We start from the raw sequence: 13,301 nt of genomic DNA on the forward strand, positions 1-13,301 counted from the left end.
TGTAAGTAACGCTTTTAAGGCGAGTCTCCTGAAAAAGCGTAATCCCAGAATGATAAGCTAAACAGTGGCATAAAAAAGTGACTTAGGATGACGTGTTAAATGGGTGTTACGTTAACGGCTCCTCTTCTTTTGCGGGCTGCTCGTGGTGAAGTAGTAGATCGTCCACCCGTATGGATGATGCGACAAGCGGGACGATATATGAAAGCATATCGAGATTTAAGGGAAAAATATCCTTCATTCCGCGATCGCTCAGAAATTCCCGAAGTAGCAATTGAAGTCTCCCTGCAACCGTGGAGAGCATTCCAGCCAGACGGAGTGATTTTATTTTCCGACATTGTAACCCCATTGCCTGGTTTAGGCATTGACATGGACATTGCGGAAGGTAAAGGCCCAATTATTCACTCGCCCATTCGCACTCAAGAACAAGTTGATAACCTGCGTTCCTTAGATCCAGAAGCGTCTCTACCATTCATCAAAACAATTTTGCAGGCATTGCGCCAAGAAGTGGGCAACAAATCGACGGTGTTAGGCTTTGTAGGTGCGCCGTGGACATTAGCTGCTTATGCGGTGGAGGGCAAAGGTTCCAAAACCTACTCCATCATCAAAAATATGGCATTTTCCGAGCCAACAACGTTACATCAACTGCTAGCTAAATTGGCAGACGAGATTGCCGTTTATGTGCGCTATCAAATTGATTGTGGTGCCCAAGTTGTGCAAATGTTCGATTCTTGGGCAGGGCAATTGAGTCCCCAAGATTATGACACCTTTGCTCTCCCCTATCAGCAACGGGTGTTCCAGCAAGTCAAGCAAACTCATCCCGACACACCTTTAATTTTGCTGGTTAGCGGTAGCGCAGGGGTGTTAGAGAGAATGGCTAAATCTGGTGCGGATATTGTCACTGTCGATTGGGCAGTGGATATGGCAGACGCACGAGCAAGATTAGGTAAGCATGTGAAAGTGCAGGGAAATCTCGACCCAGGTGTGCTATTTGGTTCCAAACAGTTTATCCGCGATCGCATCCTTGATACAGTTCGCAAAGCTGGAAATTGGGGTCATATTCTCAATCTTGGTCATGGTGTGCTACCAGAAACTCCAGAAGAAAATGTCGCTTTCTTCTTTGAGACAGCCAAGCAACTTAATGCACTTGTTTAGTCAGTTGTCAGTTGTCAGTTGTGAGCCAGCGCGGTCTTGGGGGTTCCCCCCATGAGCGACTGGCGTTAGCGACGCAGGAGCGTCACCCATAAGGGTCAGTAGTAATGGCAACTGACTATTGACTGTACTCATATATTATTTACAGTCAATATTTTTATGAGAACTTTTACTGCGATCAGTCGAACGCGACTCTGATACAAATCTATATTTCGGCTACGTTCCTGGTTTTCCAGGGGCACATTCTCAGGGGGAAACTTTAGATGAGTTACATGAGAATCTACGTGAAGTAATTGAGATGTTGCTAGAAGATGGAAATCTAGCTTTTGATACTGAATTCGTTGGTACACAGCAAATTATAATTCCATAAGTTATGAGCAACATTCCTGTCCTCAAACCCCAGGAGGTTGTTCGGATTCTTGAGGATCTGGAATTTGTAGAGGTACGTTAGAAAGGTTCACATAAACAATTTCGTCATGAAGATGGACGAGGTACAACGGTTCCATTTAACAAAGGTCGAGACATATCACCAAAATTGCTACGACAAATAGCGAGTGATATTGGTTTGACAGTTGAGGAAATGTTGGATTTGCGATGAAGTTTAACAACGCATTAAAGAAGATTGCAGGGTCTTTGCGCTTCATTTTAATCTTATTTTTTGCTGCTCACTTTTAACGTAATGCTTCCCAGAATACAAAGAATTTGTTTGCGGAACATTTAACTTTTTTTTTAATCTTATCTTTTAAAACACTGAACTATGAGTCAGAAACGGATTTTAGTCACCGGGGCGAGTGGCTGTATTGGTCACTATATATCAGAAGCTTTAATTCAAAATACAAATCACGAATTATTTCTACTAGTTAGAAACCCAAATAAACTGCAAGTTAACACTCAAGCACGTCCAGGTATCACCGTCTTGCAGGGTGATATGCAAAAAATTAGCGGATTGGCTGATTTATTGCCCACAATTGATACGGCAGTTCTCACAGCAACAGCTTGGGGTGGGGAAAAGACATTCGATATTAATGTAAACAAGACTATAGAATTACTCAAGCTGCTAGATCCTCAACGCTGCGAACAAGTAATCTATTTTTCTACAGCTAGTGTTTTGGGGCGAGATAATCAACCATTAAAAGAAGCAGGAGAAATTGGTACAGATTACATTCGTTCCAAATATGACTGTTTACATCAAAAATCGAAATTAGCAATATCATCCAAAATTACAACTGTTTTTCCGACTTTAGTTTTGGGTGGTGATGCCAAAAAACCTTATTCTCATTTAACATCCGGGATTCCAGAAGTCACAAAATATATTAATTTAATTCGCTTTTTGCAAGTAGACGGGAGTTTTCACTTTATCCACGGACGAGATATTGCCACTGTAGTGCAATATTTGATCGATCATCCCCCTAAAGAGAATGCTCCACGCTCCTTTGTTTTAGGTCAAAAGGAATTAACTGCCAATCAAGCAGTAGAAGAAGTTTGTGCTTATCTTGGCAAAAAGTTTTATTTTCGCATTCCTTTATCTTTAGCCTTGGCTAATTTAATTATTGCCGTCTTCCGCATTCAAATGGCTGCTTGGGATAGGTTCTGCATGAACTATCGGCATTTTACTTACGAAAAAGTTATCAACCCTGCTAGTTTTGGCTTACCAAATTATTGCGTCACCATGAGTGATGTTTTGAAAATTAGCGGTATTGAAAGGGTGGGAAATGGGGACGCGGGGACGCGGGGACGCAAAGAGAAGTTGCGTGCAAAGAGAAGTGCGGTCTTGGGCTTTGCCCAAGTGGAGCAACTTCGGGGGGTTCCCCCCGTTGAGCAAAAATCGGAGGACGCGAGGACGCGGGGACAAGAAGAATAACTTCTGCCTTCTGCCTCCTGCCTCCTGCCTCTTTCGAGTCAACTGTACTTAATGGCTATATGATATTAATGCAATCAGACTGATAGCCAAATGTTACGGATTCTCCTGATTGATGATAATCCCAACGATCGCCTCATCGCAGTGCGTCAACTGAAGCGAGAGTTTGCCGACCTGAAAGTAGAACAGGTTGCCATCGCAGACGAATTAGCTCAGGCATTAGAGAGGGGGCAATTTGACTTAGTTATCACTGATTATCAATTGCGCTGGAGTAATGGTTTAGAAGTTCTACGGGCAATTAAAGCTCGTTGTCCTGACTGCCCGGTGATTATGTTTACCAACAGTGGTACTCAAGAGGTTGCAGTAGAGGCAATGAAGTCGGGGTTGGATGACTATGTCGTCAAGTCACCTCAGCACTACGTGCGCTTGAGTGCCGCTGTTCGCTCTGCTTTAGAACGAGCTGTAGCTCGCCAAAAAGCAGTAAATTTAGAAGTTCGTTTTCAAACACTACTCAACCGATTAAATGTAGGGATTTATCGGGCAACCATAGATGGTTCTTTACTAGAGTCCAACCCAGCATTTCTGCGTCTACTTGGGCTGGGAACATTGCCAGAGGGGCCAGCAAGTAGGCTCATTGAGCTTTATTTTCAGCCAGAAGACTACGCTCAACTTATTAACCAACTGCGAGAAAATGGTGAAGTGCGCGATCGCGAGATGCAACTACGACGAGCAGATGGTAGTTTAATTTGGGTGCGTGTCAGTAAAACCTTCACCAAAACCGATGGCATCACCATCATTGATGGCTTAATCGAAGATATCAGCGATCGCAAACAAGTGGAATTAGAGCGAGAGCAACTCCTCAGCCGCGAACAAGTTGCCCGCATGGAAGCTGAAGCTGAAAAGCAAAACTACAGCTTACTGTCTGAAGCTAGTCGACTGCTGGTATCTTCGCTCGATTACCGCACGACTCTAGCCAAGTTAGCTAACTTAGTCGTTCCCACGTTAGCTGATTGCTGTTTTATTGATATTGTCGAGACTAATTTAACAGTATTTGAGGAACCAGTTGTTGCTGCCGCTACCCCGGACATAGAAGCGCTGGTACTTTTACTCAGACGGCGTTATTTTGCCTCAACTGATGTTGATTTTGGTGTACGCAAAGTGCTACAAACTTTGGAGCCAGAGTTAGTTAACGATGTGCCAAATGCGTTTTTACCATTAATGAGTCAAGATGCGGAACTAGGGCGGCTGATGCGCCAGATCGAGGTTCAATCTTATATCATCGTGCCGCTAGTAGCCCGCGATCGCAAGCTAGGGGCAATTACTTGGCTGACAACTCAACCGAACCATAGCTATAGTATGACCAATTTGGCTATGGCTCAAGCACTGGCTCAACGGGCAGCTACTGCAATTGATAACGCTCAGCTTTACCAGCAATCTTTAGATGCCAACCGCATTAAAGATGAGTTTCTAGCTGTGTTGTCTCACGAAATCAGAACGCCCCTCAATCCCATCTTGGGTTGGGCAAAACTTTTGCGTAGCAAAAAGCTGGATGAAAAAAAGACCGCTTTTGCCCTCGAAACTATCGAACGTAACGCTCAGTTACAGACGAAACTCATTGAAGATTTGCTGGACATCTCCCGCATCTTGCGAGGTAAGCTAAACCTGAATGTTTGCCCAGTTGATTTAGCAACTATTATTAGAGCCGCCATGGAAACGGTGCGGCTATCGGCGGAAGCTAAATCGATTCAAATTCACTCCGAACTCGATTCTGTGGTTTGTCAAGTGTTTGGAGATGCGGGGCGCTTGCAGCAAGTCGTCTGGAATTTGCTATCCAACGCGATTAAGTTTACTCCGGAAGGCGGGCAAGTTGAAATTTATTTGGAGCAAGATGATTCTCAGGCTCAAATTTTAGTAAAAGACACAGGCAAGGGTATCAGCCCAGATTTTCTTCCCTACGTATTTGACACCTTCCGTCAAGCCGATAGTGCAACCACAAGAAAATTTGGTGGTTTGGGGCTGGGACTGGCAATTGTGCGTTATCTAGTAGAAATGCATGGTGGAACTGTCTTAGCAGAAAGCTTTGGAGAAGGACAGGGAGCCACCTTCATTATCAATTTACCTATGATACTTAGCGAACTCCAGGTAAGTAGTAAAGAAAGTGAGGCAACAACTGCCAATGCTTCAGTTTTTGCTGGTCTACAAATTCTAGTTGTAGACGACGATCCTGATTCTTTGGAGTTAGTTACTTTCATCTTGGAACAGTATGGAGCCACCGTCAGAGCATTGTCATCAGCAACAGAGACACTAGCAGCCATAGCTCAATTAAAACCAGATTTCCTCGTGAGTGATATCGGTATGCCAGAAATGGATGGTTATATGCTGCTAAGGCAGATCAGGTCACTCAGTCCAGAGCAAGGAGGACGAATTCCCGCGATCGCCCTCACAGCTTATGCTAGTGAAGGAGACGGACAGCAAGCCCTTTCAGTCGGTTTTCAAGCCCATATTGCCAAACCTATAGATCCAGCCCAGTTAGTAGCAACGATTACTAACATAGTGCAAAAAAGCAGGGGGAAGGGGGAAGGGTGAAGGGAAAGGGGATGATATCTGGATTTTGAAATCATCAAAACGAAAAATTGAATGTTGGTGACCAATGTTGTGATGCTGAGGACTAATGTTGTACTGTTGATAAGTATACTTTAAGTGTGATGACAACAACTTCAATTTCACTAATATATATCTTAAGTATTAATACTCACTAAACTGCCATTTCATACCGCGCGTTGTATCCAAACGATAATCGTTATAAGTAAAATAAATAGTGCCAGATGTAGTAAATCTTTAATATTACCAGGACGATGACTTATGCATAATGCAAATAGCTCCTGGCAGTTAAGAAACTACAGTATTGCTGTACTTGCCAGCGCCATAGCACTATTATTTTCTCTACTCATCTCACCACTGCTCGAGAGCGTTACCTTCTCAATGTTTTTTACGGCGGTGGTGTTGAGTTCATGGTATGGCGATCGCGGCTCAGGTGCGCTAGCTACTTTCTTGTGTAGCTTGGCTATTGCTTATTTCTTTTTGCCGCCAATCTATTCATTGTCTGTGATGACGTTGGACGGCACAATCCGTTTGGGGTTATTTGTTAGTATATCTCTACTAACCAGCGAGTTGAATGCTGCTAGAAAACGAGCAGAATCAAAGCTGCAAGAAAGCGAAAATCGCTACCGTGAAATGGTAGAGGCAGTGCAGGATTATGCTATTTATAGACTTGACCTACAGGGGCGAATTGTTACTTGGAATACTGGGGCGGAACGCATTGAAGGTTACACAGCCAAAGAAATTTTAGGTGAGCATTTCTCCTGCTTCTACATAGCCAGCGACTTAGAGCGAGGTCATCCCGCCCACTCGCTGCAAATAGCCGCATCTCAAGGAAAGTTTGCCGAGGAAGGTTGGCGAGTCCGCAAAGACGGCTCGCAATTTTGGGCAAGTGTGCTGCTAACAGCTATCCGAGACAAACAGGGAAGCCTGCTTGGCTTCTCGAAAGTGCTGCGTGAAATGACGGCACACAAACAGGCAGAAGAAGAACTGCGGGTGCGGGCGCGTCAACAAAAAGCGATCGCTCAGTTAGGGCAATTGGCACTTTCCGGTATCAACCTCACAGCGCTGATGGATGAAACCGTAACTTTGGTAGCTCAAACTCTAAACATGGAATACTGCAAAATCTTAGAGTTGCTACCACAGCGGGATATATTACTGCTACGGGCAGGGATAGGATGGCAGCCTGAGTTAGTAGGTCGTGCCACAGTTAGTACAGGTACTAATTCCCAAGCGGGCTATACCTTACTTTTTAATCAGCCAGTTGTAGTTACAGACATTAACAAAGAAACGCGTTTCCGTGGTTCTTCACTGCTGTTCAATCACGGTGCGATCGGTGGCATCAGCGTCATTATCAACGGACATAACCCTCCTTGGGGGGTTTTGGGTGCCCACACCAGCCGTCAGCGAACCTTTAGCCAAAATGACATCAATTTCTTGCAGGGTGTTGCCAATATCCTGGCTGAAGCAATTGACCGCAGCGAATCAACCCAAGCATTACAAGAAAGTTATAATCTGTTGCAAAGTGTCCTAGAAGGTACAAACGATGCTGTATTTGTCAAAGACCGCCAGGGACGCTACCAACTGCTTAATACAGCTGCGGCACGAATTTTCGGCAACGCCAAAGACCAGATTGTTGGCAAAGACGATACTCAGCTACTGCCGATAGACATTGCTGCTGCGATTAGAGAAACCGATCGCCGCATTATGACTAGAGGTAGGGCAGAAGTTGTAGAAGAACTGGTGAGGGAGGCGGGTAGCCTACATACATACCTGTCTACCAAAGACCCCTACCGCGATGCCAGAGGTAACATCATCGGGCTAATTGGTATAGCGCGAGACATCACAGAGCGAAAGCGAGCTGAAGCAGCCTTATTCCGCTCGAATCAGCGTTTGGAAACATTACAAGCGATCGACCGTGCCATCTTAAGGGCAGAGTCGCCAGAACAAATCGCCCAAGCAGCCTTAGAGCGTTTGACCAGTGTGATTACCTGCCAGCACGCCGCTGTGATTTTATTTAACTTCAATACAGGTGAAGCACAGATTTTGGCAGGGCAAATTGCGCTAAATTTTGCCAAGTCAGTTGTACCGATTACCGCGCTGACACCATTGGAGACTGTGAAGCAGCGAGAGCCTACTTTATATATAGAAGATATAGCCTCCTTGAGCAGTCGCACACCAGCCCTAGAGCGTCAGCTACAAGAAGGCTCACGGAGTTTTCTGGCCGTAGCGTTGTTGGTCGAAGACAATTTGATTGGAGACTTGACTTTATTTGCCAACAGACCAGCTGCTTTTAGCCCCGAAGACCAAGCGATCGCCAGTGAAATTGCCACGCAATTAGCGATCGCCATCCAGCAATCCCGATTGCGAGAACAACTGCAAAACTATGCCAACCAACTAGAGCAAAGAGTTACCGAACGTACAGCCGCTTTGGTGGAAGCCAACAATGAACTCGAAGCCTTTGGTTATTCTGTCTCCCACGACTTACGCGCGCCGCTGCGATCGATGCAAGGCTTAGCTCAAGCACTACAAGAGGACTACAGCGACCTGTTAGATAGCGATGGTCAAGAATATATTGAGCGGATTATTGCCTCCGCCGAACGCATGGATGGGCTGATTCAAGATTTGCTCAACTACTCGCGCTTGAGTCGAGCGGAAATGAAACTGCGTATACTGAACCTGACAGAGATCGTTACAGAAGCCACAAGTCAACTAGAGACATTGCGATCGCGACAGGCTCAGATAACTATAGAACAACCACTTCCCGAAGTCATAGGTCATCGCACAACCCTAATACAAGTGTTGGTTAACCTGCTCAGTAATGCCATCAAATTTGTCCCCACCAACAAGCAACCCCAAGTCCGTGTATGGGCAGAAGTGGGAAGAGCAGGGGGGGCAGGGGAAGCAGGGGGAGAACTTCTGACTCAGCACTCAGTACTCCCAAGAATTCGTCTCTGGGTCGAAGATAATGGCATCGGCATTGCACCTGAGCATCAAGAGCGAATTTTCAACGTGTTTGAAAGATTGCACGGTGAAGAGAGTTATCCTGGTTCCGGGATTGGCTTGGCAATTGTCCGCAAAGGAGTTGAGCGCATGGGGGGACAGGTCGGTGTAGAGTCAGTAATAGGGCAAGGCAGCCGCTTTTGGATTGAACTACGAACAGCGACTATGAAAACATGAACACAGACCAACAGATCATTTTGCTGGCAGAGGACGACTCAAACCAAGTCTTGCTAATTCGTCGTGCCCTACGCAAAGCTAATCTGACAAAACCGCTCCAGGTTGTCAGCAACGGGGAAGCCGCTATTTCTTACCTCTGTGGTGAAGGAGATTATGCTAACCGGGAGTCCTATCCCATGCCAACATTAGTTTTGTTAGACCTCAAAATGCCCCGAAAATCTGGGTTTGAAGTGTTGGAGTGGCTGAAGCAACAACCTGAACTCAGACGCTTGCCAGTCGTGGTGCTAACAACTTCTCAAGAAATCAACGACATTCACAAAGCTTATGATTTGGGTGTCAATTCCTACTTGGTCAAACCGATCGCATTTAGTGACTTGACTGCAATGTTAACCTTACTTGATGCTTACTGGATTAATTTGAACCAGAGGCCGATGGTTTATACCGACTAACGAACTAATCTAGACTACGCATTTCCTAGAACTTTACCCCGCATCTAAAGCTGTCAAGTATCGATTTTGTCTCCCTATGCACATTTTGATTATTGATGACGATAAAAATGACCGCTTCATGGTTACTCGAGAGATGCGTCGGGAGTTCTCTGATGTGGAGGTAGAAGAAGTAGGTGAACCAGAGGAGTTTGAGCAAGCACTGGCAGCAGGTCGCTTTGACCTAACGATCACCGACTACCAACTCCGCTGGACTAACGGTTTGGAGATATTACGTACCCTCAAGCAACGCTTCCCTGAGCGTCCCGTAATTATGTTTACAAATACAGGCACTCAGGAAATTGCCGTCGAAGCCATGAAAAGCGGACTCGATGATTACATCCTCAAGTCACCCAAGCACCTCGTTCGGCTGTCAACAACGGTGAGGTCTGTCTTAGAACGTAATGAAACTCGGCGTAGAGCCAACTTTTACGAGAATCGCCTGCAATCCCTACTCGACCAATTAAATGTCGGTGTGTTTCGCGTAATTCCCGACGGACGACTACTCGAAGTCAACAGCGTGTTTCTTAGGGTTTTAGGACTTAATTCTCTAGATGAACTTCAGTCTATTGGTGGCTTTAGTGAAATTTTTTCCAAAGCAGGAGATATTACACCACAACAAAGACGAGAACGGGAATTAAAGTTACGCAAACCTGATGGCAGTTCGATTTGGGTTTCAGTGAATGAAACTCTGAATACGAATCAGGGAGAGTCGGTCATTGATGGGCTGGTAGAAGACATCACCGGGCGCAAACGTGCAGAAGAATCGCTAAAACGCTACGCTACAAGATTGCGAACTCTACAAGAGTTAGATCGCTCAATTCTGCGAGCAATCTCACCAGCTGGAATTGCTCAAGCAGCGCTTGCCTTTACCTATCCGTTACTTCCCTGTCAATTACTGGATGTGATGTTATTTAATTTGGAAACTCAACAAGCCACTGTGCTGGCAGTTCAGTCTAATGAGGGGATTGGTTGCAGTATTGGTGAAAGTTTTTCATTGCAAGACTTTGGCGATATTGAGACTTTACAACAAAACCAAGCACTGATTATTGAAAACCTAGCTGAACATCCCAGACTGTATCGTCTCCAACAACGATTGTTTGACCAAGGCATTCACTTCATTATGAATGTGCCTGTGATTGCTCAAGGGCAGCTAATTGGCTCTTTGAATGTGGGAGCAATTCAACCAAGATCGTTAACTGACGAAGATACGGATAATGCCTACGAAGTGGCGAATCAGCTAGCGATCGCCATCCAGCAATCTCGAATGCGTGAAGAATTGCACCGCTACACCGAACAACTCGAAGAATTGGTGAGCAACCGCACCCAACAGCTCGAAGAAGCCAACAGTGCTTTAGAAGCCTTTGCCTACTCTATTTCTCACGACTTACAAGAACCGCTGCGCGCGATGCGGGGATTCGCCACTATTTTGTTAGAAGAATACGATACCGCCTTGAATTCAGTGGGGCAAGATTTACTCTATCGCATTGCCAGTAGTGTAGATCGCATGGACAATCTACTTGTGGACTTGTTAGCCTACAGCCGTTTGAGTCGCGTTGATTTGCCGTTGCAGCCAATTAACCTCAACTTACTTGTGAGGCAGGTGCTGACGCAACTAGAGCCATCCCTGGAAGAAAAGCAAGCTCAAGTCACAGTCGCAGAACCCCTGCTTGAGGTTGTAGGCAACTATCGTACTGTCGAGCAGATTGTCACAAATCTCTTGACTAATAGCATCAAGTTCGTTCCTGCTGGAGTCCAACCCCAAGTCCACGTCTGGAGTGAACGCCGCGATGCCTCCGGCGCGCTACGCGAACGCAGTGTACGATTGTGGGTAGAAGACAATGGCATTGGCATCCAATCCCAGCATTACGAGCGAATTTTTGGTGTTTTTGAACGTCTGCACAGCATTGAAGCCTACCCAGGTACAGGAATTGGACTAGCGATCGTCCGTAAAGGCATTGAACGCATGGGCGGTCAGGTAGGCATGGAGTCAGAAGTCGGTCGGGGTAGTCGCTTTTGGATTGAACTACCAGAATTTATAAAGTAGAACTCAAAAAAATGAAACACATCAAGCCATTAGAGAGTCGGTGAAGGTAGGGTAAGAAATACTCTTGCCTGTTGCCTATTCCCTCCTGAAAGCTAACAACTGACAACTAACAACTAAAAGTCAATAACTCTTAATTTCCGTTAGAGTGAGATCACAATCAAAGTGTGAGGATTGATACTAAATGCGAATCTTGCTGGTGTATCCGATATTTCCTAAAACCTTTTGGTCATACGAAAAAATTTTGGAATTGGTCGATCGCAAGGTTTTGTTACCACCTTTGGGTTTGGTGACGGTGGCGGCGATTTTGCCCCAAGAATGGGAATTCAAGCTGGTCGATCGCAACATTCGTCCAGCCACAGAAGAAGAGTGGGCATGGGCGGATATAGTCATCTTCTCCGCAATGATTGTCCAGAAACAAGATTTATTAGACCAAATTAAAGAAGCAAAGCAACGCGGTAAGTTAGTTGCAGTGGGTGGTCCCTACCCTACCTCTACACCCCACGAAGTTGAAAATGTGGGCGCAGATTTTCTGATTTTAGATGAAGGGGAAATTACTCTGCCTATGTTTATTGAGGCAGTTCAACGGGGAGAAACTTCTGGTACTTTCCGCGCCACAGAAAAACCAGATGTGACAAGTACACCTATTCCCCGCTTTGATTTACTAGAACTTGATGCCTATGACATGATGTCAGTACAATTTTCACGTGGATGTCCCTTTCAGTGCGAATTTTGCGACATTATTGTACTTTACGGTCGCAAACCCCGCACCAAAACCCCAGCACAACTGTTAGCAGAGTTAGATTATCTCTATGAGTTGGGTTGGCGACGTGGTGTGTTTATGGTGGATGACAACTTTATCGGCAACAAACGCAATGTCAAATTGTTGCTAAAAGAGTTAAAAGTTTGGATGGCAGAACATCAATATCCTTTCCGTTTTGATACTGAGGCTTCTGTTGATTTGGCACAAGACCCAGAATTGCTAGAGTTGATGGTTGAGTCTGGTTTCGCTGCGGTATTTTTAGGCATTGAAACCCCTGATGAAGATAGCTTACAACTAACCAAGAAGTTTCAAAATACCCGCAATTCCCTAACTGACGCAGTGCAATCCATCATCAAAGCTGGGTTACGCCCGATGGCTGGATTTATTATTGGCTTTGATGGCGAAAAACTAGGTGCAGGCGATCGCATTGTCCGTTTTGCTGAACAAGCAGCAATTCCTTCTACAACCTTCGCCATGTTGCAAGCCTTACCAAACACAGCATTGTGGCATCGCCTCCAAAAAGAAGGAAGATTGCGGGAAAATCAAGATGGTAATATCAACCAAACAACGTTGATGAACTTTATCGCTACTCGCCCACTAGAAGATATTGCTAGAGAATATATTGAGGCATTTTGTGCTTTATACGACCCAGTGAAGTATTTAGATCGCACTTACCGCTGTTTTTTGATGATGGGTGCGCCACGTTGGAAAGCACCATTCAAAATGCCAGAGTGGGTGGTGATTAAAGCGCTGCTGATTGTGATTTGGCGACAAGGAATCAAACGAGAAACCCGCTGGAAATTCTGGCATCACTTATTCAGCATCATCAAGCATAACCCAGGAGTTGCCGAGCATTACCTTTCTGCCTGCGCCCACAACGAACATTTTCTAGAGTATCGCCAAATTGTGCGCGACCAAATTGAAAGTCAGCTAGCTGAATATTTAGCACAAGGTGTTGAAAAACCATACGTGCCTGTGGAGACAAAAGCAGAGGCAGTAGTTAGTTAAGCATATTGATAAGGGATTTAGGTGATAGGGAAAAACTAATAACTACTGTCACCTATTCCTATCCTTATTTTGATTGATACAGCAGTTCCCGGTGTTATGAGGTACAGTAACAGCAATTAGTAAACCAATTTTTTAAATCTTGAGGATTCATTAAGTTGAGTGCAACTGAGATTACTGTATCAACCATTTTTGTTGTAGTTGGAGCAAAACTGCGTA

General features: G+C 45.1%; 9 protein-coding genes and 1 pseudogene. 9 read left to right on the top strand and 1 reads right to left on the bottom strand.

Translation table 11 applies throughout. From position 1 onward, the window contains the following. The first annotated feature begins 99 nt into the window (after positions 1–99). The gene (hemE, locus tag RMY31_RS25030) at positions 100–1,152 is read left to right on the top strand and encodes a uroporphyrinogen decarboxylase (RefSeq protein WP_322666176.1); all 1,053 of its coding nucleotides are present in this window, start codon (positions 100–102) and stop codon (positions 1,150–1,152) included. Here hemE and RMY31_RS25035 read toward each other — a convergent pair whose 3' ends face one another. Further along, a complete protein-coding gene (locus RMY31_RS25035) occupies positions 1,153–1,284 on the bottom strand; it encodes a hypothetical protein (protein ID WP_322666178.1) in 132 nt (43 codons plus the stop codon). Between the two features lie 37 nt (positions 1,285–1,321). Between RMY31_RS25035 and RMY31_RS25040 the strand changes: the two genes are divergently transcribed. From RMY31_RS25040 to RMY31_RS25075, 8 genes and pseudogenes are all read left to right on the top strand, one after another. Beyond that, positions 1,322–1,519 carry a type II toxin-antitoxin system HicB family antitoxin gene (locus RMY31_RS25040; protein ID WP_322666193.1) on the top strand — a complete coding sequence of 66 codons (198 nt, stop codon included), beginning with the start codon at positions 1,322–1,324 and terminating at the stop codon, positions 1,517–1,519. Positions 1,520–1,654: 135 nt separating this feature from the next. Next, positions 1,655–1,747, top strand: a pseudogene (locus tag RMY31_RS25045) (hypothetical protein); the annotation flags it as partial. A 159-nt stretch (positions 1,748–1,906) separates the two neighbouring features. After that, positions 1,907–3,010, top strand: coding sequence for an NAD(P)-dependent oxidoreductase (locus RMY31_RS25050; protein WP_322666181.1), 1,104 nt, complete (start codon positions 1,907–1,909; stop codon positions 3,008–3,010). Positions 3,011–3,100: 90 nt separating this feature from the next. Beyond that, a complete protein-coding gene (locus tag RMY31_RS25055) occupies positions 3,101–5,593 on the top strand; it encodes a response regulator (RefSeq protein ID WP_322666183.1) in 2,493 nt (830 codons plus the stop codon). 276 nt (positions 5,594–5,869) lie between these two features. Beyond that, positions 5,870–8,785: a PAS domain S-box protein gene (locus RMY31_RS25060; protein ID WP_322666185.1), complete on the top strand. Its 2,916-nt coding sequence runs from the start codon at positions 5,870–5,872 to the stop codon at positions 8,783–8,785. Then, positions 8,782–9,234 (top strand): response regulator, encoded by a 453-nt coding sequence (locus RMY31_RS25065; RefSeq protein ID WP_322666187.1) that lies wholly within the window; start codon positions 8,782–8,784, stop codon positions 9,232–9,234. Before RMY31_RS25060 ends, RMY31_RS25065 begins: the two co-directional genes overlap by 4 nt. Positions 9,235–9,310: 76 nt before the next feature. Next, positions 9,311–11,317 carry an ATP-binding protein gene (locus RMY31_RS25070; RefSeq protein WP_322666189.1) on the top strand — a complete coding sequence of 669 codons (2,007 nt, stop codon included), beginning with the start codon at positions 9,311–9,313 and terminating at the stop codon, positions 11,315–11,317. A 181-nt stretch (positions 11,318–11,498) separates the two neighbouring features. Next, on the top strand, positions 11,499–13,085 hold the full coding sequence (locus RMY31_RS25075) for a B12-binding domain-containing radical SAM protein (protein WP_322666191.1): 1,587 nt from the start codon (positions 11,499–11,501) through the stop codon (positions 13,083–13,085). The last annotated feature ends 216 nt before the right edge of the window (positions 13,086–13,301 follow it).

It is taken from the genome of Dendronalium sp. ChiSLP03b (assembly GCF_034531165.2).
Classification (GTDB): Bacteria; Cyanobacteriota; Cyanobacteriia; order Cyanobacteriales; family Nostocaceae; genus Dendronalium; species Dendronalium minutum.